The sequence below is a fragment of the Actinomadura luteofluorescens genome, from assembly GCF_013409365.1.
Lineage (GTDB): Bacteria > Actinomycetota > Actinomycetes > Streptosporangiales > Streptosporangiaceae > Spirillospora > Spirillospora luteofluorescens.
This window is the reverse complement of record NZ_JACCBA010000001.1, coordinates 1,879,396-1,900,453: the sequence shown is the minus strand read 5'-3', so window position 1 is coordinate 1,900,453 and position 21,058 is coordinate 1,879,396. Positions and strand designations below refer to the sequence as shown.

Here is a 21,058-nt window from a genome sequence, read left to right as displayed (position 1 = left end):
GCTGCCAGGTGCCCGTGTTTCCAGCCATGACTTTCGGGGGACCGCTACGGCCGAATCCGGTCACGTTGTGTGTTCGTCTTGCGGCGCAGCGAGGTCACTGCTGTGACTTGTGAAGATCCTGGGGAGATGCCCCCGGCGCACCGAGGCATCGGGCGGCGTGCGTCAGAATGAACGGGTGACCCTGTACCGCGACGAAGGCATCGTCCTGCGCACCCAGAAGCTGGGCGAGGCCGATCGCATCGTGACGGTGCTGACCCGGCGGACCGGCCGGATCCGCGCCGCCGCCAAGGGGGTCCGCAAGACCAGGTCCCGGTTCGGCGCGCGGCTGGAGCCGTTCACGCACGTGGACCTGCAGCTGTACGAGCGGCGGTCCCTCGACCTGATCACGCAGGCCGAGACGCTGCGCCCGTACGGGGAGGCGCTGGTCACCGACTACCCCCGCTACACGGCGGGCACGGCGATGCTGGAGACCGCGGAGAAGCTCACCGCCGAGGAGGGCGAGCCCGCGCTGCGGCAGTTCCTGCTGCTGGTCGGCGGGCTGCGCACCCTCGCCGAGCGCTCCCACGACCCCCGGCTCGTCCTGGACGCCTACCTGCTGCGCTCGCTGTCGGTCGCGGGCTGGGCGCCCGCGCTCGACGAGTGCTGCCGGTGCGGCAACCGCGGCGGGCTGCGCGGGTTCGCCATCGCGGCGGGCGGCGCGGTGTGCGCCGGCTGCCGCCAGCCGGGCGCCGCGACCCCGGCGCCGCCGACGTTCGCGCTGATGCTGGCGCTGCTGCGCGGCGACTGGGAGTACGCGGACGCCAGCGAGCAGCGCCACCGGATGGAGACCAGCGGCCTGGTGGCCGCCTACCTGCAGTGGCATCTGGAGCACGGGATCCGTTCCCTGCGCCATGTGGAGCGCGAGACGCGCGACGACGACACCGATAGGGAGAGAGTTTGAGCAGGGCCGTATCGCCTCCGGACCCGCACCGGGACGGCGCCACCCCGCCCCCGATCCCCGCGGACCTGGTACCGCGGCACGTCGCCATCGTCATGGACGGCAACGGCCGCTGGGCCAAGGAGCGCGGCCTGCCGCGCACCGAGGGCCACAAGCGCGGCGAGGACTCGCTCTTCGACGTGATCATGGGCGCGATCGAGCTCGGCGTCCCCTACCTGTCGGCGTACGCGTTCTCCACCGAGAACTGGAAGCGCTCGCCCGACGAGGTGCGCTTCCTCATGGGCTTCAACCGGGACGTGATCCGCCGCCGCCGCGACCAGCTCCACTCGATGGGCGTGCGGGTGCGCTGGGCGGGCCGGCGGCCCCGGCTGTGGCGCAGCGTCATCAGGGAGCTGGAGACGGCCGAGGAGATGACGCGCGGCAACGACGTCCTCACCCTGCAGTTCTGCGTGAACTACGGGGGCCGCGCCGAGATCGCCGACGCGGCCGCCGCGATCGCCCGGGACGTCCGGGACGGCCGCCTCGACCCCGGCAAGATCAACGAGAAGGTCTTCGCCCGCTACCTGGACGAGCCCGGCATCCCCGACGTCGACCTGTTCCTGCGCTCCTCCGGGGAGCAGCGCACGTCCAACTTCCTGATCTGGCAGTCGGCCTACGCGGAGATGGTCTTCCTCGACACGCTCTGGCCCGACTTCGACCGCCGCCACCTCTGGCACGCCTGCGAACTCTACGCCTCCAGAGACCGCCGCTACGGAGGGGCCGTGCCTAATGCAGTGGGTGCGGTTCAGGGGCCCGGGGGCCCCTGAACCGCACCCACTGGTGCGATCGCTGCATCGCTCCGGCTCGCCTGGCGGCTCGCTGCGCGATCAGATTCTTGCTTCGCTCGAATCTGCCTTCGGACGCGATCGCGACCGTTCAGGTCGTCGCGTGGTCGGGGAAGGGGCTGGGCTTGGTGGGTCCCTCTTCCCCGGCCGGGTCTGGCGTGTTCGCCGGGCTGGTCTTAGCGTGATCCCGGCGCGATGGTCAGACCAGAACTGCGTCTAGGGTGATCTTGGTTCCTGACAGGGCCTTGCTGACGGGGCAGCCTTCCTTGGCGGTCTGGGCGGCCTTCTCGAAGTCGGACGCGGACAGGCCGGGGACGCTGGCCCGGACGGTCAGGTGGATGCCGGTGATGCCCTCGCCCGGCTGGAAGGTGACCTCGGCCTTGGTGTCCACCTTCTCCGGCGGGGTGCCGGCGCCGGCGAGGCCGTGCGAGAGCGCCATGGAGTAGCAGGTGGAGTGCGCGGCGGCGATGAGCTCCTCGGGGCTCGTCCGGCCGCCGGGCTCCTCGGCCCGCGACGCCCAGGTCACGTCGTAGGTGCCGAGCTTCGAGGAGTCCAGTGAGACGGTCCCCTGGCCCTCCAGCAGAGAGCCTTCCCAATGCGCGTTCGCGGTGCGTGTCGTAGCCATGCCCTGATTCTTCACCATGGCGCGGCCGGTGGATCACCCGAACCGCGGGAACGCCCCGCGCCGGAGACCGGTGCGGGGCGTTCCGCCTGCGGATCGTTGCTAGCTGACGTTCACCGCGGACCAGGCCGCGGCCACGGTGTTGTACTGGGTGCTGCCCGCGCCGTAGAGGTCCTTGGCCGCGTTCAGCGTCGCGGTGCGCGCGCCCGCGTAGTTGGTCGAGGACGTCATGTACGTGGTCAGCGCCCGGTACCAGATCTTCGTGGCGGCGTCGCGGCCGATGCCGGTGACCGTGGAGCCGTTGGACGTGGGGCTGTTGTAGGAGACGCCGTTGATCGTCTTCGCGCCGCTGCCCTCGGACAGCAGGTAGTAGAAGTGGTTGGCGACGCCCGAGGAGTAGTGCACGTCGAGGTTCTTGGTGCCGGTCGACCAGGAGTCGGCGGAGCTGCCGTCCTTGCTGGGCTTGTCCATGAAGCGCAGCGCGGGCTTGCCGAAGCCGGGCAGGACGACCTCCTCGCCCACCAGGTAGTCGCCGACGTCGCCCGAGTTGTTGGCGTAGAACTCCACGGCGGCGGCCATGATGTCGGACGTCGCCTCGTTCAGCCCGCCGGACTCCCCGCTGTAGGTGAGGTTCGCGGTGGAGCTGGTGACGCCGTGGCTCATCTCGTGCGCGGCCACGTCCAGGGACGTGAGCGGGCCGAGCTGGCTTCCGTCACCGTCGCCGTAGGTCATGCAGAAGCACGAGTCGTCCCAGAAGGCGTTGGCGTAGCCGCTGCCGTAGTGGACGCGGTTGTAGGAGCCCTTGCCGTCGCCCGCGATGCCGGTGCGGCCGAAGACGTTCTTGTAGAAGTCCCAGGTCTCGTTGGTGCCGAACTGGGCGTCCACGGCGACGGTGGCGCGGTCGGACGTGGTGCCGCTGCCCCAGTGGTTGTCGGCGTCGGTGAACAGCGTGGCGGGGGCCCGGTGGAAGCACCAGCTGAGGAAGCACAGGTCGGTGTCGTTCTGGGCGTCCCCGGTGTAGGTGTTGCCGCGCGTCGGGTCCTTCAGCTGGTAGGTGCTGCCGGACAGCGTCGTCTGGAGCGGGACCGTGCCGGTGTAGAGGGACTTGCCGTCGCCCGCCTCGGTCTTGATCGTCTCCTCGCGCAGCAGGACCTTGCCGGTCGCGGCGTCCACCGAGGTGAAGACGCGGCTGGGCGTCCCGTCGGCCTTCTTCCCGACGGTCTGGACGCGCCAGGCGAGGCGGGGCGCGTGGTCGGCGGTGCGGGACTCCACGACGAGCGCGGGGGAGCCGTCGGCCTTGCGGCTCTTGGTGGCGGCGCGCTTCTGGGCGGTCTTGGCGGAGACCTCCGGGCTGGAGTCCGACGGCGCCTTGGCGAGGGTGAGGCTGGTGCCGCGCCACGTCCCGGCCGCCGTCTCGTGGACGACGATGTCGCCGCCGAGGACGGGCAGGCCGTCGTAGGTGCGGGTCATGCGGGTGTGCGAGGTACCGTCGCGGTCGAGACCGACCCCGACGACCTGGAACGCCTGCCCGTCGCCGCCGCGCACCTCGGCGGCGCGGCCGGTGAGCGCGCGGAGCGCGTGCTCGGCGGCGGCGCGCGGACCCGGTGGGGACGCCGGCTGCCGCGCGGAGGCGGGGAGCGCGGTGGCGGCCGACGCGAGCAACGTCGCCGAGGCCAGGAGCGTGATCCTTCGGCTGGTGAACGCCCGTCTTGTCATGAACGCCCTCTCGTGCGGGCGCCACGCTCCCCCGAGGACCCTCCGTCGGGCCCGCCGTGGCGACGGGACATTTATGACATAGGGCTACTGGGAAGTAGATGTAGCAATTTGACAAGAATTGCCTACGGAGCGTGTGAAATACCGGGCTTGTCCGAGTTCAGGAGCGGCTTCGGGCCGGGACCTGCGGGCGCGGGGGGTTTTCGGGCTTCAGGACGGCTTCGCGGCGCAGTTCGCGCACGTCCCGAAGACCTCGACGGTGTGGGTGATGTCGACGAAGCCGTGCTCGGCGGCGATCGTGTCCGCCCAGCGCTCCACGGCCGGCCCCTCGACCTCGACCGTCCGGCCACAGTCGCGGCAGACCAGGTGGTGGTGGTGCTGCTCGGTGCGGCAGGCGCGGTACACGGCCTCGCCCTCGTCGGTGCGCAGCACGTCGACCTCGCCCGCGTCGCTGAGCGCCTGCAGCGCCCGGTAGACGGTGGTGAGGCCGATCTTGGAACCGTCGGCGCGCAGGTCGGCGTAGATGTCCTGGGCGCTGCGGAACCCCTCGCAGCCGGCCAGCACCTGCCGTACCGCGTCCCGGCGGGCCGTCGTCATCCCCTCAGCACCTCCGCCTCGGCATCCACGCGCGGCGGGGCGCCGGGCCCTGCGTCCCCCGCGGCGACGGCTCCGGCCGCGGCGCGGGAGCGCCTGCGGCGCACCACCGAGCCCCCGGCGACCGCGGCCACGAACACCGCGAGCGCCAGCAACACGATCGAGGGGCCCGGGGGAAGATCGTACTGGAAGGAACCCGCCAGGCCCGCCACGGCCGACAGTACACCGATCCCCATCGCGCCCAGCATCGTGCTCCAGAATCCCCGCGTGAGCTGCTGCGCCGCCGCCACGGGGACGACCATCAGCGCGCTGACGAGCAGCAGCCCGATCGCGCGCATCGAGATCACCACCGTGACCGCGGCGGTCGCGGCGATCAGCACGCTGAGGAACCGGACGGGCAGCCCCGCCGCCCGCGCGACCTCCTCGTCCTGGCAGAGCAGGAACAGCTCGCGCCCGAACACCGCGACGATCGCCAGCACGACCGCGGCGAGCCCCGCGACGACGTACAGGTCGTTCACCGTCACGCTGCTGATCGAGCCGAACAGGTAGGACTGCAGGCCCGCAGAGCCGCCGCCGTCGACGCTGGTCAGGATGACCCCGCCCGCCAGCCCGCCGTAGAACAGCAGGGCGAGCACGACGTCCGCGCCGCTGCGGCTGCGCGCTCGCAGCACCTCGATCGCGACGGCGCCGAGCACCGACACCACCAGCGCGCCGAGGACGGGGGAGGTGCTGGTGAGCAGCCCCAGCCCGATGCCGGTCAGCGCGATGTGGCCGACGCCGTCGCCGAGCAGGGACAGCCTGCGCTGGACGACGAACGTCCCCACGGCGGGGGCGGTCAGCCCGATGAGCACCGCCATCACCAGGGCGACGCGCATGAAGTCGTACTGCAGCATCTCGGTCACGCGGGCCTTTCGAGTGTCTGCCGGGCGGTCTCGCGGACGACGCGGCCGTGCCCGAGTTCGACCGTGCGGGTGACGAGCGGCTCCATCGGCCCGAGCTCGTGCGCGACGAGGACGACCGTGCGCCCGGCGCGGGCCAGCCCGTGCAGCGCCGACGCGAGCGCCGCCTGGCTGCCCGCGTCCACGCCGGCGGTCGGCTCGTCCATCACGAACGCGTCGGGCTCGCCGGCGAGGGCGCGGGCGATCAGCACCCGCTGCTGCTGGCCGCCCGACAGCAGGTGCGCCGAGTCGCGGGCCCGCCCGCTGAGCCCGACCGTCTCCAGGGCGCGGTCGACGGCGGCGCGGTCGGCCGCCCGGTCGGCGAGCGGCGCGGGCCGCCAGCGCGACCGCCGGGCCACCCGGCCGGAGGCCACGACCTCGCGGACCGTCGCCGGCACGCCGCCGCCCATCGGCAGCCGCTGCGGCACGTAGCCGATCCGCCTCCAGTCGCGGAACCGCGCGGGCGGCTCGCCGTAGATCTCCGTCCGGCCGGCGGCCAGCGGGACGAGCCCGAGCAGCGCCTTGACGAGCGTGGACTTGCCCGCCCCGTTCGGCCCGAGGACGGCGAGCACGTCGCCGGCCTCCACCCGCAGGTCGACGCCGGTGAGCACCGCGCGGCCGTCGCGGCGGACGAGGCCGCCGGTCATCGCCAGCGGCGGGGCGGTGGACGCGTTCATGAGCACTCCAGCGCGGGCCGCAGGGTCCGCAGGTTCTCTCGCATGATCGTCAGGTAGTCGCCGGACGCCCCGTCCGCCACGCCCTCGGCCGGGTCGAGGACGGCCGTCCGCACGCCCGCCTCCCGCGCCAGGCTCCCGGCCACCTTCGAACTGGCCAGGGTCTCGGTGAAGACCGTGGTCGCGCCGGTGGAGGAGACGAGCCGGGACAGTTCCGCGAGCCGTTTCGGGGCCGGCTCGCCGGACGGGTCCACGCCGGCGACCGCGATCTGCCGGAGGCGGTAGCGGTCCGCGAGGTAGCCGAACGCGGCGTGCGCGGTCACGATCTCCCGGCGCGCGCAGGACCGCAGGCCGTCCTGGAACTCGCGGTCGAGGCCGTTCAGCGCCTGTGCGGTCGTCTGGGCGCGCGTGCGGTAGCCGGCCGCGCGGCCGGGGTCGGCGGCGGCCAGCCGCTCGCCCAGGGCGGTGGCGACGGTCGCCATCCGGCTCGGGTCGAGCCAGATGTGCGGGTCGTAGGACGCCTCGCGGTGCCGGACGCCGTCGTGGGCCTCCTCGTCGTCGGTCTCGCCGGGCGGGGGCAGCTTCGGCACGAGGCTCGCGGCGTCGAGCGACCTGCCCTTCGCGTGCTTGCGGACCGCGTCGTCCACGGCGGGCTGGACGCCCCTGACGTAGAGGGCGTAGTCGGCGTCCTGGACGTTCGCGACCTGCCGCGCCGTCAGTTCCAGGTCGTGCGGCTCGGTTCCGGGCCTGGTGAGCGTCCGGACGTGCACGTCGCCGCCGCCGACCTCTTCCGCGAGCCAGGCCATCGGGTAGAAGGACGCGACCACCGCGGTCCTGCCGGGTGGGACGTCCGCGTCGGCGCCGGCGCAGCCCGTCAGGGCCGCCGCAAGCCCGGCCAGGGCGAGCGCCGCCGGGGCGGTTCGCAGGGCTGCGCGGAGAGGGGGCACGGTGCGATTATGGACGAAGATGAAAACGGTTGTCAAAACCGACCGATGCCGCGTCCCAGGGCGAACCCCACCAGGACGGCCAGCGCCGCGAGGCGCAGGACCCTGCCCGACCCGTCCAGCGCGGGCCAGTTCAGGTAGGCGAACCAGCCGAGCGCGGCGGCGAGCACCAGCAGCCCGGCCGCGGCCACCCAGCCGGTCCCGGCCATGCCGATCACCAGCAGCACGAACACGGCGACGAGCAGGACCCACCGCGGCATCCGGTGCAGGAACACCACCGCGGTCGCGCTGCGCCGCTCGACGGCCGCCCGCAGTCCCGTCGCGCGCTCACCTCTCGTCTCCACACGCCCAACGTACTGCCAGGATGGACGGATGATCGCGATAACCCGGTACCGGGTGCCGGACGAGGAGTCCGGCGGCTTCGCCGAGGGCATGACCGCGGTGCTGGCGGCGCTGGCCGCCAGCACCGGCTTCCGCTCCGGCCGCCTCGCCCGGACCGTCGACGACCCCGGCCTGTGGGCCCTCGTCACCGAGTGGGACGGCGCGGGCCACTACCGCCGCGCGCTCGGCGCCTACGACGTGCGGCTCCGGTTCATGCCCCTCGCCGCCTTCGCCGTGGACGAGCCCGGCGCCTACGAGGTGGTCTCCTCCGCCTGAGCGGCCGTCCGGGCCGTCCCCCGGCGGGCCCGGTCAGTATGCGGGCAATCGGCGGTCAAGAAGCGACCCCTCCCGGTTTCGGCGCGTCCGCCCAGGTCATCCTTGCGGCAGATGATCATGCCGTGGCCTGCGGGGGAGCTGTGATGCGCCATGCCGTCCTGTTCAGTGTGTCGTCCGGGGCGGCGGCCGTCGCCGCCGCCCTCACCGTCGCCGGGGCGTCCCCCGCGCGGCCCGCGGCCCATCAGGCCGCCGCACAGTCCCTGAGGGGGCCTGCCGGGAGCGAGGGGAGCCCGCACGGCCGCGTGGTCGAGTACCGGGGGCTGCGCGTCCCCGTCCCGGCCGGCTGGAAGGTGCACCGGCTCGACCGGCATCCGTCGCTGTGCGTCCGCTACGACCGGCACGCGGTCTACCTCGGCCGTCCCGGCCCGCAGCCGGACTGCCCGGCCCGCGCCGTCGGCCGCACCGAGGCGGTCCACATCCAGCCCGCGGGGGACGGGCGGACCGCGCGGACCGTCGTGCACGCCGACAAGCTCGCCTCGCTGACCGTGCCCCGGACCGTCGACCACGAGACGCGCCTCACCCTCCCCGAGGCCGGGGTCACGATCACCGGCGTGTACGGCAGCGACCCCGGCGGGCTCCAGCGGATCCTGCGCGGCACCCGGCTGTCCGGCCGGTGGACCGCCGCGCCGTCCAAGCCGGACGTCCGCCGGGTGGCGACCACCGTCCCCTCCGCGCCGGCCGAGGGGACGGCGCCGAGCGGGGGCCCGGTGCCGACGGACGGCCCGGCGCCCGCCGAGAGCCCGTCGGCAGGCCAGGGGATCGCGCTGGAGCGCTCGTGGGTGCGCGGCAAGGGGTTCGACACCTGCACGGCCCCGTCCCTGGCGACCATGAGGGCCTGGCGGCCCTCGTTCAAGGTCACCAACATCTACATCGGCGGAGCGGCGCGGGGATGCGCCCAGCCCAACCTCACCGCGTCGTGGGTGAGGCAGGTCCGCGCCATGGGCTACCGCCTCACCGCCACCTACGTGGGCCTCCAGGCGCCGTGCGGCAGCCGCCCGCAGCGCTTCTCCGCCGGAAGCGCCGCCTCGCAGGGCACCCTGGCCGCCGTCGACGCGGCCCGCCGGGCAAGGGCCCTCGGCATCCCGCGGGGCAAGCCGCTCTACTACGACATGGAGGCCTACAACCACAAGAAGAGCTCCTGCAGGGCGGCCGTCCTCCGGTTCGTCGACAACTGGGTCGACCGGCTGAAGACCGAGGGCTACCAGCCGTGCCTCTACAGCAGTTCCAAGTCCGGCATCCGCGACGTGGGACGGTCCTCGATCAGCAAGCCCACCTGCGTCTGGTTCGCCAACTGGGACCGGAGGGCCAAGGTCTACGGCGACCCGTTCATGCCGGACGCCTGGTGGGCGCCGCACCGCCGCGTCAAGCAGTACCGCGGCGGCCACCGGGAGACGCACGGCGGGGTCACCCTGAACGTCGACAGCGACATCGCCGACGGGCGCGTTTACTAAGTCCTGCTCAGGGGCCCCCGTGCCCTAAGCTGGGGGCCACTCTCCGGCGGCGGCGCCGCCGCCCCGGAGCACATCACCGGGGATCACACTCGCCGCCGCCCGCCGTCGCCGCGGGACCGGGGCGCACTCACTGTTCCCGCCGACCGCCAGCCGGATGGAGAATCTTTCGATGGCACGCCGTTCCGATGTGCTGGACACGATCGTCAACCTCGCCAAGCGGCGGGGCCTGGTCTACCCGTCGAGCGAGATCTACGGCGGGCTCCGCGCCTCCTGGGACTACGGCCCCCTCGGCGTCGAGCTGAAGAACAACGTCAAGCGCCAGTGGTGGAAGTCGATGGTGCAAGGCCGCGACGACGTCGTCGGCCTCGACTCGTGCGTCATCCTGGCCCGCGAGGTCTGGGAGGCCAGCGGCCACGTCCAGGCGTTCGTCGACCCGCTCACCGAGTGCCAGTCCTGCCACAAGCGCTTCCGGGCCGACCACCTGGAGGAGTCCTACGAGGAGAAGCACGGCCGCCCGCCCGCGAACGGCCTCGCCGACATCTCGTGCCCGAACTGCGGCGTGAAGGGCTCGTTCACCGAGCCGAAGATGTTCAACGGCCTGCTCAAGACCTACCTCGGCCCCGTCGAGGACGAGTCGGGCCTGGCCTACCTGCGACCCGAGACCGCGCAGGGCATCTTCATCAACTACCTGAACGTCCAGCAGTCCGCGCGCCGCAAGGTGCCGTTCGGCATCGGCCAGGTCGGCAAGTCGTTCCGCAACGAGATCACGCCCGGCAACTTCATCTTCCGGACCCGCGAGTTCGAGCAGATGGAGATGGAGTTCTTCGTCAAGCCCGGCAGCGACGAGGAATGGCACCAGTACTGGATCGACGAGCGCATGCAGTGGTACGTCGACCTCGGCATCCGCAAGGAGAACCTGCGGCTCTTCGAGCACCCGCAGGAGAAGCTGTCGCACTACTCCAAGCGCACCGTCGACGTGGAGTACCGCTTCGACTTCGTCGGCAGTGAGTGGGGCGAGCTGGAGGGCATCGCCAACCGCACCGACTACGACCTGACGACGCACTCCAAGGCGTCCGGCACAGACCTGTCGTTCTTCGACCAGGAGTCCGGCGACCGGTTCACCCCGTACGTGATCGAGCCCGCGGCGGGCGTCGACCGCTGCACGCTCACCTTCATGATGGACGCCTACGCCGAGGACGAGGCGCCCAACGCCAAGGGCAAGCTGGAGAAGCGCGCCGTCATGCGGCTCGACCGGCGGCTCGCCCCCGTCAAGGTCGCGGTGCTGCCGCTGTCGCGCAACGCCGACCTGTCCCCGAAGGCCCGCGACCTCGCCGCGCAGCTGCGCCGCAACTGGAACGTCGACTTCGACGACGCCGGCGCCATCGGCCGCCGCTACCGCCGCCAGGACGAGATCGGCACCCCGTTCTGCGTCACCGTCGACTTCGACACCCTGGAGGACGACGCGGTGACCGTCCGGGAGCGCGACTCGATGAGCCAGGAGCGCATCGCGCTCAGCCAGGTCGAGTCGTTCCTCGCGGCGCAGCTCGTCGGCTGCTGACCCGGGGCCGGGCGACGCCCGGATGACGGCGAGACGGGCCGCCCCGCGTGCGGGGCGGCCCGTCCTTTCCTGGGAGCACGTCGTGAGGGGGATCACCGCCTCTTCGGGAGCTCCACTCCAGCCTCCGGTCAGCTGGTGACGTAGAGGGACTGGTTGAAGGTGCCGGACCCGGCGACGGTCTCGCCGCGCAGCGCGTACGTGGCGGTGACGCTGGCGGTGGACGGGCAGAGGAAGCTGCTGCCCGACTGCTTGTTGACCGTGGCGTTCTGCACGCCGACCTGTGCCTCGCTGCTGCTGGTGACCGGCCGCGAGGCGTTGTTGCCGTTGTAGCCGTTGGCGGTGAGGTTGCCGCCGAACACGCAGGTGACGCCGCCGAGAAGGTTGATCACGGCCTTCACCTTGAAGTTGGCGATCGTGACGGTGGCGTCGCGGCCGCCGGTGTGGGCGGAGTCGAAGGTGACGTTGCCGCCCGTCCACGGCAGGTTCTGCGAGGTGATCGTCGCGCTGGTGCTGCCGGTGCAGGCGCCGCCGCCGGTGCCGGTGAAGGTGGCGGAGCTGACGTTCAGCCCGGTGCCGTCGGAGTTGATGGAGCCGGTCATCGTCGACTGGCTGCAGGAGCCGCTGCCGAGCGAGCTGCTGACCGTCGCGGTGCCGAGCAGCGAGGCCTGCACGTTGCCGGAGTAGGCGGCGGCCGTGGCCGAGCCCTTGCGGATGGTCGTGCCCGCTGCGTACGCGGGGGCGACCCCCGCGGCGAGGACGGCCAGTGCGGCGGTCCCGACGATCGCGGTCTGTCTGATTCGTGCCACCGGAGACTCCTCTGTCCGGTTCGGGGTGGGCATACGCGAAAGTAATTCGCATAAATCGCGGGGGCAATGGCGGGCGGACGACTGCGGCCTGGCCGGATCGGGACACCCGCCAGTGTCTGCTGGTAAGGCCGTACGGCCGGGGGCGGGCCAGGGCTTTGTCACGCCCGCCCGCCTTGACTGACCCGCCTTCGCGGGAAACCCCTGCTGAGCCCGGACGGCGGCGCCGGGCCGCGCGAACGTGGGCTAGGTTGGCGGGAACGGGCGGGCGAGCGACCCGCCGGAGACCGGGGGAGGAGGGCGGAATGGGCGACGCGCGCCATCCCGCCTTCCGGCGGCCCGCCGCACGGCTGCTCGTCGTCGTGCTCGGCCTCCTCGGCTTCGTCGCCGGGCCGGTCGGCGCGGGCATGCCCGCCGGCGGCGTGCAGGGCAGGGCGTCCTCCACCGGCACGATCTCCGGCGTCCGCATCGGGGCGGTGCACCAGGGGCCCGCCCGCACCCGGACCGCCACCAAGACGCGCACGGCCGGACGCACGCAGAGCGCCATCGCCGCCACCGCGCTGCACGCGGCGGGGGCCGCGGCGCCGTACGCCCACCCCGAGCACGCGACGCCTCCCGCCTCCGGCGACGAGGTCCGCCCGCCGTCCGGGCGCCTCGCCCGGGCCGCCGCCGCGCACGTCGCGCCCGACATCGCGCCGCGGGGCGCCCCGCGCGGGCGCGCCCCGCCCGCCTCCGCAGGGATCTGAGCTCTCTTTCCCCGGTGCCGCACGCCGACGTGCGGTGCCGACGTCCCCGCGTGGAGGTTCCCCTTGACTCGCGCCAACGTGGTGCGGGCGGTACTGGCGTTCGCCGTGCTCGCCACATCGTTCTACTTCGCCTGGTCCAAACCCGCCCGCCTCGGCCTCGACCTCCGCGGCGGCACCCAGATCGTCCTGGAGACCCAGGACTCCCCGGCCGTGAAGGCCGGCCGGGAGTCCACCGACCGCGCCCGCGAGGTGCTGCACCGGCGCGTCGACGCGCTCGGGGTCGCCGAGTCGTCCATCACCCGGTCCGGCGACCGGCGGCTGATCGTCGAGCTGCCGGACGTCCAGGACCCGACCCGCGCCGCCGCGGCCATCGGCAAGACCGCGCAGCTCACCGCCCACCCGGTGCTGGCCGGGGCGGGCGCGCCCGCGCAGGGGCAGCAGCTGATCCCCGACGAGAGCGGGCAGCGGATCCTGATCGGCCCCGCGGCGCTCACCGGCGCCGGGATCGGCTCGGCGAGCGCCTCCTACGACCCGCAGAACCTCGGCGGCTGGGCCGTCGACGTCCGGTTCAAGGGCGGCGGGGGCGCCACCTGGGAGCGGCTCACCGCCAAGGCCGCCTGCGCGGCCGGCGACGAGCGGCGCGTCGCCATCGTGCTGGACGGCAAGGTGATCTCCTCGCCGCAGGTCACCGAGAGCGTCGCCTGCGGCGTCGGCATCACCGGCGGCTCCACCCAGATCACCGGGGACTTCAGCCCCTCCGAGGCCAAGGACCTCGCGGCGCTCATCCAGGGCGGCTCGCTGCCCGTCCCCGTGAAGATCATCGAGCAGCGGGTGGTGGGCCCGACGCTCGGCGACGCGGCGATCGACGCCAGCGCCCGAGCCGCCGTCATCGGCATCATCCTGACCGGCCTGTTCATCGTGGCCGTCTACCGGCTGGCGGGCCTGCTCGCCACGGTCGCGCTCGCCGGGTACGCGCTGATCTCCTACGGGGCCCTCGTCGCGGTCGGCGCCACCCTGACGCTGCCCGGCCTCGCCGGGTTCGTCCTGGCCATCGGCATGGCGATCGACGCCAACGTGCTGGCCTTCGAACGCGCCAGAGAGGAGCGCGCCGCGGCACCGGGCCGCAGCGCGCGGACCGCACTGGCCGTCGGGTTCACCAAGGCCTGGTCGGCGATCGCCGACTCGGCCGCCACCACCGTGCTGGCCGCCGGCCTGCTGTTCTTCCTGGCCTCCGGGCCGGTGAAGGGCTTCGGCGTCACGCTGGTCATCGGCGTGCTGGGGTCCCTCGTCTCCGCGATGCTGCTGAGCCGGGTCCTCACCGACGCCGCCGCCGCCCGCATGCCCCGGCTCAGCAAGGGCAGGGCGGGCGGGATCGGTGGCGCCGGCCGCATCCGGCGATGGCTGGAGGAGAGCGGCCCCGACCTGATGAAGCGCAGCCGGCTGTGGCTCGGCCTGTCCGCGCTCGCCGTCGTCCTCGCCGTCACGGGGATCTTCGCCCGCGGCCTGAACTTCGGCGTGGAGTTCACCGGCGGGCGCCTGGTCGAGTACTCCACCTCCAGGCACGTCGACATCGACACCGCCCGCGCCGCCGTCGCCGAGGCCGGGTTCCCGCGCGCCGTCGTCCAGACCTCCGGGAAGGACGACATCTCGGTCCGGACCGCCGACCTGAGCAACGCGGAGGAGAAGCGCATCCAGGACGCCCTCGCGAAGGAGGGCGGCGGCGCCGCCAAGCAGCGCGACGAGCTGATCGGCCCCAGCCTCGGCGACGAGCTGCGGACCAAGGCCCTCATCGCCCTCGGCGTGGCCCTGCTGGCCCAGCTCGCCTACCTGACGCTCCGGTTCCGCTGGACGTTCGCGGCGGGCTCGGTGCTCGCCATGTTCCACGACATCGCGATCGTCACCGGGATCTTCGCCTGGCTGGGCAAACCGATCGACGGCGTCTTCCTCGCCGCGCTGCTCACGATCATCGGCTACTCGGTGAACGACTCGGTCGTGGTGTTCGACCGCGTCCGGGAGATGTGGGCCGCGAATCCGAAGGGCCGGTTCGCCGACATCGCGAACCGCGGCATGCTGCAGACCGTCCCGCGGACGATCAACACCGGCGTGGGCGCCCTGTTCATCCTGGCGGCGCTGGCCGTCCTCGGCGGCGACTCCCTGACGGACTTCGCCATCGCGCTCCTGATCGGCATCGTCGTCGGCACCTACTCCAGCGTCTTCACCGCGACGCCGCTGGCGGTCGTCCTGGAGCGCCACACCAAGGCCCCGCCGCCCCAGCGCAAGCAGAAGTCCAGACCGGTCCGCCGTACTCCCGACAGCTCGGGAGCGGTCGTCTGACCCACCGCGACCGCCGCGCTCGCCGTCCCGAGCGCGGCGGTCGCGGACCGCACGGTCAGGGCAGCACGGACCGCCGCAGCGGAGCCGCCGACTGAACCAGGCACACCATCGCCAGGATGCCCTCGCGCCAGTTGACCTTGTCCGGTGCGAGGTAGCCGAGTCGTAGGCCATCCGGGAGCGAGTCGTGTGCGAGGATCTTCCGCCCCTGCTCGTCACAGAGGCGGCCCGCCCTCTTCTCCATGGCGCTCTGGCCGGGATAGGGCGGGAAGTCACCGGGCGCGTACTCCGCGTCCAGCTCGATCCAGCCGGTCGCGTACACCTGGCTCTCATGAGGTTCGGTGCAGGCGACGGTGATGCTCAGCGGGACCTCCGACCGCCCCTTCGCCACGCAGTCGCCCACCTGCAGTTCCTGGTAGAACTTGCGGCTCGGGTCGATGGTCTTCGCGAGCGGCGTGGTGAGCGGCCCCGCGGTGCCCCGGTAGTGCATGACGCATGTCACTGATCGGTCGCCCTTCGCCCAGAGCTGCTCGTCGCCACCGAGGAGGATGGCTTCGAGGTCCTCGTAGTGCCGGCTCTTCATGAGGTACATGCCACGCACCGAGCACAGTTCCTTGGCCTGCAGATAGACCTCCATGGAGCCCGGGTACGGCTCGTCGGGGAGGACCGGCCGGGCCACGACCTCGCTGGTGTGGGGCCGCGTGCACGGAACGACCGTCACCGTGTCGGTGGGCTTCACGGCGCCGCCCTCGAAGCAGTCGCCGGCGCGCAGCCCCGAGGCCGCCACCTCGCGGCCCTTCCGGTCGCGGTCCGACGCGTCGAGCCTCGGCCAGACGATCGAGCCTGCGACCACCGCGGCCAGCGCCAGGACCGCGGTGGCGGCCAGGACGATGGCGATCCGCTTCTTCCGTACCGGCTCCGGCGGTCCTCCGACCAGGGGAGCAGGTCCGTGCTCAGCGGCGGGGAGCGTCTCGAAGGACGGGGCCGCGGGGGCTTCCGGCGTGGAGGCGAGCGTGTCCGGGGGCGCCCAGGCGGGGGTCGGCGCGGGCGTCCCCGGGACGTCGTCAGGGGGTGGTGGCGTGGTCACGGCGAAACCGTAGGCCGGACGACCTGGAGGAACCCGTGATTCGGGGCGGTCGTCGCCCACTCGTGATCAAGGAATCCCGTGGCCGGGGACGGGCCCGGCCACGGGTCCGGGGGTCAGGCCAGGGGCGGCTGGTCCGAGGAGTTCTCCGCCCTGATCACCTGCATGACGGCGTTGATCAGCGCCAGGTGGGTGAACGCCTGCGGGAAGTTGCCGAGGTGGCGGCCGGTGTGGGGGTCGATCTCCTCGGCGTACAGCTGCAGGGGGCTCGCGTAGGACAGCAGCTTCTCGCACAGGGCGCGGGCCCGCTCCAGCTCGCCGACCATCACCAGGGTGCTGACGAGCCAGAAGGAGCAGATCGTGAAGGTGCCCTCGTCCGACTCGAACCCGTCGTCGGTCTCGCCCGCGCGGTAGCGCAGGACGAGGTCGTCCTCCGACAGCTCGTCGGCGATGGCGAGGACGGTCTCCCGGACGCGCTTGTCGTCGGCCGGCAGGAAGCCGAGCAGCGGGATCAGCAGGGCCGAGGCGTCCAGGGCCGTCGCGCCGTAGTGGGCGGTGAAGACCCCGCGCTCGTCGAGCGCGTTGGCGAGCACGTCGGCGTGGATCTCGTCGGCCGCGGCCTGCCAGCGGAGCGCCCGCTCCTGGTCGCCGCGGATGCGGGCGAGCCGCGCCCCGCGGTCGGCCGCGACCCAGCAGAACACCTTGGAGGAGGTGAAGTGCTGCGGCTCGCCGCGCACCTCCCACATGCCGCAGTCGGGCGTGCGCCAGTTGGCGAGCGCGTCCTCGACCTGCTTGACGACGATCTTCCACAGCCGGTCGTCGAGCCGGTCCCGCTTGCGCACGAACAGGTAGATGGAGCCGATGATCGCGCCCCACACGTCGTGCTGCGCCTGCATGTACGCCTCGTTGCCGATGCGCACCGGGCGGGCGTTGTCGTAGCCGGTGAGGTGGTCGAGCGTGGACTCGGGCAGCTCCTCGCGCCCGTCCAGCCCGTACATGATCTGCAGCTTGCCCTCGGCGGCCTCGGCGACGTCGGTGATGAAGTAGAAGAAGTCGTTGGCCTCCCAGTCGTAGCCGAGCGTGTAGAACGCCCAGAGGGCCATCGTGGAGTCGCGGATCCAGGTGTAGCGGTAGTCCCAGTTCCGGTCGCCGCCCGGCGCCTCGGGCAGCGACGTCGTCGCCGCGGCCGCGACCGCGCCGGACGGGGCGAACGTCAGGCCCTTCAGGGTCAGCGCGCTGCGCTGCAGGTGGCTGCGCCACGGATGGTCGGGGAAGCGGCCCCGGTCGAGCCAGTGCTGCCAGTGGTGGACGGTCCAGACGAGCCGGTCCTGCGCCTCCTCCCACGACGAGGGCGCCGCGTGCTCGCTCCAGGACAGCGCCACGAACCTGGACTCGCCCTGCTTCAGCAGCGTCCGGGACGTGGCGAGCGACCCCTCGAACCCGACGTTCATGTCGGTGGACAGGCGCAGCCCGACGCCGTTGCCGCGCGCGACGGCCTCGTGGTAGCCGGAGCCGGTGTGCTCCCAGCGCGCCGGCGTCTGCCCGTAGTCGAACACCGGCATGCAGTCGAGCCGGACCTGCACCTGCCCGTTCACGCACCGCACCATCCGCAACAGGACGTGGTCGGCGTCGTAGTCGGTGGGCGCCCTGCGGTGCGTGTGGGACCGTTCCGTCTCGTGGTGCCACGGGCCCATGAGCAGCGCGTCCGTCACCACGAGCCAGCCGCCGTGCACCCACCAGGTGGTCTCCATCACCATGGTTCCCGGGATGTAGCGCTGCGCGGCGGGCACCTCCACGCCCGCCGGGCCGACCCGGAAGTATCCGGCGTCGCGGTCCAGGATGGAGCCGAACACGCTGGGCGAGTCCATCCGGGGCAGGCACATCCACTCGATGTTTCCGCTGGGCGCGACCAGGGCGGTCGTCTCGCAGTCGGACAGGAACCCGAAATCGGCGATGGGGGCGAACGGATCTCCCGCCCGGCCGCCGGCGACCTTCGGCCTCACAACGTCACCTCCTTGATTCATCATTCCCTCTCACGCGCGATGGGCATGTCTTGGGTACGGGCCGCCTCCCGGGGGACGGGGTCCCCGGGGAGGGCGGATGACAGCGGTGTGTCCCTGGTCTCCCTATTGGAATAGACCACTATCCGCAGTCTGAGCTGGGAAAACTCCCCTCGGCGCACCGGGCGCCGAGCAAGTCCCGGGTTCGCGGGTACAGTCCCGGCAAACAGGGCAGCGGACCCGCCGCCGCCTGGGGTGACGCGGTGCGGCGCGCCCCGCGGAGGCGGGCCTGGAACTGCCACTGGGTGGAACCGGAGCGAGAAGGAGCTCCCCGTGCGGAAGTTCGTGTACGACTTCACTGAGGGAAACAAGGACCTCAAGGATCTCCTGGGGGGCAAGGGCGCCAACCTGGCCGAGATGACCAATCTCGGGCTGCCCGTGCCGCCGGGGTTCACGATCACCGCGGAGGCCTGCCGGCACTACCTTGAGCACGGGAGCCTGCCGGACGGCCTGGCGGACGAGGTGAACCGCCACCTGGCCGCCCTGGAGTCGGCGATGGGCAAGAAGCTCGGCCAGAGCGACGACCCTCTCCTGGTCAGCGTACGGTCCGGCGCCAAGTTCAGCATGCCGGGCATGATGGAGACCGTCCTCAACGTCGGGCTGAACGACGAGTCCGTGCACGGCCTCGCCGCGCAGGCGGGCGACGAGCGGTTCGCCTGGGACTCCTACCGCCGGCTGATCCAGATGTTCGGCAAGACCGTCATGGACATCGACGGCGACCTGTTCGAGGACGCCGTCGAGGACGTCAAGCGGGCCCGGGGGAGCGACGACGACGGGGACCTCACCGCCGCCGACCTCAGGGAGCTCGTCGACCGGTTCAAGGTCATCGTACGGGAGAAGGCGGGCCGCGAGTTCCCGACCGACCCGCGCGAGCAGATGGACCTGGCGGTCGAGGCGGTGTTCGACTCGTGGAACGCGCCCCGCGCCATCCTCTACCGGCGGCAGGAGCGCATCCCGGTCGACCTCGGCACGGCCGTCAACATCTGCTCGATGGTCTTCGGCAACATGGGCCTGGACTCGGGGACGGGCGTGGCCTTCACCCGCGACCCCGCCTCCGGGCAGCAGGGCATCTACGGCGACTACCTGCAGAACGCCCAGGGCGAGGACGTCGTCGCCGGCATCCGCAACACCGTCCCGCTGAAGGAACTGGAGCGCATCGACAAGGCGTCCTACGACCGGCTTCTCGAAATCATGGAGACGCTGGAGAACCACTACCGCGACATGTGCGACATCGAGTTCACGATCGAGCGCGGGAAGCTGTGGATGCTGCAGACCCGGGTCGGCAAGCGGACCGCCGGCGCGGCGTTCCGGATCGCCTGCCAGCTGCTCGACCAGGGGCTCATCGACCTGGACGAGGCCGCCCGGCGCGTCACCGGCGACCAGCTCGCCCAGCTCATGTTCCCCCGCTTCTCCGACCGGGTGGACGGCGTCCAGAAGATCACCAAGGGCATGAACGCCTCGCCGGGCGCGGCCGTCGGCAAGGCGGTGTTCACCTCCGAGCGCGCCGTGGAGCTGGCCGGACGCGGGGAGGAGGTGATCCTCGTCCGCCGCGAGACCAACCCCGACGACCTCGCCGGCATGGTCGCGGCCAAGGGCGTCCTGACCTCCCGCGGCGGCAAGACCTCGCACGCCGCGGTCGTCGCCCGCGGCATGGGCAAGACGTGCGTCTGCGGCGCCGAGGAGCTCGACGTCGACGTCAAGGGCGGCCACTTCACCGCGCCCGGCGGCGTCACCGTCCGGGAGGGCGACGTCATCTCGATCGACGGGTCGTCCGGCGAGGTCTACCTCGGGGAGGTGCCCGTCGAGGACTCGCCCGTCGTCCGCTACTTCGAGGGGCAGCTTCCGGCCGGGGACGGCGACGACCTGGTCAAGGCCGTGCACCGCGTCATGGAGCACGCCGACGCGCGGGCCGCGCTGAAGGTCCGCGCGAACGCCGACAACCCGGGGGACTCCGCCCGGGCCCGCCGGTTCGGCGCCGCCGGCATCGGGCTGTGCCGCACCGAGCACATGTTCCTCGGCGACCGGCGGCAGCTCGTCGAGAAGCTCATCCTCGCCGAGGACGACGACGGGCGGCAGGCCGCGCTGGACGCCCTGGAGCCGCTCCAGAAGAGCGACTTCGAGGGCATCTTCGAGGCGATGGACGGACTGCCCGTCACCATCCGGCTCATCGACCCGCCGCTGCACGAGTTCCTCCCCGACATCACCGAGCTGTCGGTCAGGGTCGCGCTCGCGGGCGACGAAGCGGACGCCAAGGACCGGAGACTGCTCGAAGCAGTCAACCGACTGCACGAGCAGAACCCTATGCTGGGCCTGCGCGGCGTGCGGCTCGGTTTGGTGATTCCCGGTCTGTTCGCCATGCAGGTGCGGGCGATCGCCGAGGCCGCGGCGGCGCGCAGCAGGGCGGGCGGCGACCCGCGCCCGGAGATCATGATCCCGCTGGTCGGGGCGCTCCAGGAGCTGGAGGCCGTCCGGGACGAGGCGCGCGGCATCCTCGCCGCGGTCCGGGAGTCGACCGGGGTGGACGTGCCGGCGCTGATCGGCACGATGATCGAGCTGCCCCGGGCGGCGCTGACCGCGGGGCAGATCGCCGAGGCCGCCGAGTTCTTCTCCTTCGGCACCAACGACCTCACCCAGACGACCTGGGGCTTCTCCCGCGACGACGTCGAGGCGGCGTTCTTCTCCCGCTACCTGGAACTCGGGATCTTCGGGGTGTCGCCGTTCGAGACCCTCGACCGCGAGGGCGTCGGCAGGCTCGTGCGGATCGCCGCCGAGGAGGGGCGCAGGGCGCGCCCCGGCCTCAAGCTCGGCATCTGCGGCGAGCACGGCGGCGACCCCGACTCGGTGCACTTCTGCCACGAGGTCGGCCTCGACTACGTGTCCTGCTCCCCGTTCCGCATCCCCGTGGCGCGGCTGGAGGCGGGCCGCGCGGCCATCGAGGCCGCGAACGCGTCAGGGGGCAGCGACAGCCGCTGACGTCCCGCCCGGCGGGACGTCAGCGGCTGTCGCTGACGTCCCGCCCGGCGGCCGGCCACCGCACGCCCGGACCGGCCGCCGGGATTGTG

General features: G+C 72.5%; 18 protein-coding genes. 8 read left to right on the top strand and 10 right to left on the bottom strand.

Annotated elements, in window-relative coordinates; translation table 11 throughout:
• Positions 1-175 precede the first annotated feature (175 nt).
• The gene (gene recO / locus BJY14_RS08645; RefSeq protein ID WP_179843126.1) at positions 176-940 is read left to right on the top strand and encodes a DNA repair protein RecO; all 765 of its coding nucleotides are present in this window, start codon (positions 176-178) and stop codon (positions 938-940) included.
• Complete coding sequence (locus BJY14_RS08640) at positions 937-1,743, top strand: isoprenyl transferase (RefSeq protein WP_179843125.1); 807 nt, start codon at positions 937-939, stop codon at positions 1,741-1,743. The genes recO and BJY14_RS08640 overlap by 4 nt, the downstream gene beginning before the upstream one ends.
• A gap of 217 nt (positions 1,744-1,960) precedes the next feature.
• Here BJY14_RS08640 and BJY14_RS08635 read toward each other — a convergent pair whose 3' ends face one another.
• The 7 genes from BJY14_RS08635 to BJY14_RS08605 all read right to left on the bottom strand — a co-directional run bounded on the left by BJY14_RS08635 (position 1,961) and on the right by BJY14_RS08605 (position 7,590).
• The gene (locus BJY14_RS08635; protein WP_179843124.1) at positions 1,961-2,386 is read right to left on the bottom strand and encodes an OsmC family protein; all 426 of its coding nucleotides are present in this window, start codon (positions 2,384-2,386) and stop codon (positions 1,961-1,963) included.
• A 99-nt stretch (positions 2,387-2,485) separates the two neighbouring features.
• Entirely contained in the window at positions 2,486-4,099 is a 1,614-nt protein-coding gene (locus BJY14_RS08630; RefSeq protein WP_179843123.1) for a M4 family metallopeptidase, read from the bottom strand.
• A 207-nt stretch (positions 4,100-4,306) separates the two neighbouring features.
• Positions 4,307-4,693, bottom strand: a complete 387-nt coding sequence (locus BJY14_RS08625; RefSeq protein ID WP_089312674.1) for a Fur family transcriptional regulator — start codon at positions 4,691-4,693, stop codon at positions 4,307-4,309.
• Positions 4,690-5,592 carry a metal ABC transporter permease gene (locus BJY14_RS08620; protein WP_179843122.1) on the bottom strand — a complete coding sequence of 301 codons (903 nt, stop codon included), beginning with the start codon at positions 5,590-5,592 and terminating at the stop codon, positions 4,690-4,692. The genes BJY14_RS08625 and BJY14_RS08620 overlap by 4 nt, the downstream gene beginning before the upstream one ends.
• A complete protein-coding gene (locus BJY14_RS08615; protein ID WP_376769997.1) occupies positions 5,589-6,305 on the bottom strand; it encodes a metal ABC transporter ATP-binding protein in 717 nt (238 codons plus the stop codon). The genes BJY14_RS08620 and BJY14_RS08615 overlap by 4 nt, the downstream gene beginning before the upstream one ends.
• A complete protein-coding gene (locus tag BJY14_RS08610; protein WP_179843121.1) occupies positions 6,302-7,249 on the bottom strand; it encodes a metal ABC transporter substrate-binding protein in 948 nt (315 codons plus the stop codon). Before BJY14_RS08610 ends, BJY14_RS08615 begins: the two co-directional genes overlap by 4 nt.
• Before the next feature lie 32 nt (positions 7,250-7,281).
• Positions 7,282-7,590, bottom strand: a complete 309-nt coding sequence (locus tag BJY14_RS08605; RefSeq protein ID WP_179843120.1) for a DUF6703 family protein — start codon at positions 7,588-7,590, stop codon at positions 7,282-7,284.
• Positions 7,591-7,618: 28 nt separating this feature from the next.
• On the opposite strand from BJY14_RS08605, the gene BJY14_RS08600 reads away from it, so the two are divergent.
• The 3 genes from BJY14_RS08600 (at position 7,619) to BJY14_RS08590 (ending at position 10,972) form a co-directional block, all read left to right on the top strand.
• On the top strand, positions 7,619-7,903 hold the full coding sequence (locus tag BJY14_RS08600; protein WP_179843119.1) for an antibiotic biosynthesis monooxygenase family protein: 285 nt from the start codon (positions 7,619-7,621) through the stop codon (positions 7,901-7,903).
• A 143-nt stretch (positions 7,904-8,046) separates the two neighbouring features.
• Complete coding sequence (locus BJY14_RS08595; RefSeq protein WP_179843118.1) at positions 8,047-9,414, top strand: DUF1906 domain-containing protein; 1,368 nt, start codon at positions 8,047-8,049, stop codon at positions 9,412-9,414.
• 169 nt (positions 9,415-9,583) lie between these two features.
• Positions 9,584-10,972 carry a glycine--tRNA ligase gene (locus tag BJY14_RS08590; RefSeq protein WP_179843117.1) on the top strand — a complete coding sequence of 463 codons (1,389 nt, stop codon included), beginning with the start codon at positions 9,584-9,586 and terminating at the stop codon, positions 10,970-10,972.
• A gap of 128 nt (positions 10,973-11,100) precedes the next feature.
• On the opposite strand, the gene BJY14_RS08585 is transcribed toward BJY14_RS08590, so the two are convergent.
• Positions 11,101-11,778, bottom strand: a complete 678-nt coding sequence (locus tag BJY14_RS08585) for a hypothetical protein (RefSeq protein WP_179843116.1) — start codon at positions 11,776-11,778, stop codon at positions 11,101-11,103.
• Positions 11,779-12,080: 302 nt separating this feature from the next.
• Here BJY14_RS08585 and BJY14_RS08580 point away from each other — a divergent pair, with 302 nt between their 5' ends.
• Positions 12,081-12,521, top strand: coding sequence for a hypothetical protein (locus tag BJY14_RS08580; RefSeq protein ID WP_179843115.1), 441 nt, complete (start codon positions 12,081-12,083; stop codon positions 12,519-12,521).
• A 63-nt stretch (positions 12,522-12,584) separates the two neighbouring features.
• Positions 12,585-14,855: a protein translocase subunit SecD gene (gene secD / locus BJY14_RS08575; protein ID WP_179843114.1), complete on the top strand. Its 2,271-nt coding sequence runs from the start codon at positions 12,585-12,587 to the stop codon at positions 14,853-14,855.
• Positions 14,856-14,910: 55 nt separating this feature from the next.
• Here secD and BJY14_RS08570 read toward each other — a convergent pair whose 3' ends face one another.
• On the bottom strand, positions 14,911-15,939 hold the full coding sequence (locus BJY14_RS08570; RefSeq protein WP_179843113.1) for a septum formation family protein: 1,029 nt from the start codon (positions 15,937-15,939) through the stop codon (positions 14,911-14,913).
• A 113-nt stretch (positions 15,940-16,052) separates the two neighbouring features.
• The gene (locus BJY14_RS08565) at positions 16,053-17,939 is read right to left on the bottom strand and encodes a glycoside hydrolase family 15 protein (protein ID WP_312879072.1); all 1,887 of its coding nucleotides are present in this window, start codon (positions 17,937-17,939) and stop codon (positions 16,053-16,055) included.
• A gap of 330 nt (positions 17,940-18,269) precedes the next feature.
• Between BJY14_RS08565 and ppdK the strand changes: the two genes are divergently transcribed.
• Positions 18,270-20,969 carry a pyruvate, phosphate dikinase gene (ppdK, locus tag BJY14_RS08560; protein ID WP_179843112.1) on the top strand — a complete coding sequence of 900 codons (2,700 nt, stop codon included), beginning with the start codon at positions 18,270-18,272 and terminating at the stop codon, positions 20,967-20,969.
• Positions 20,970-21,058: the final 89 nt, after the last annotated feature.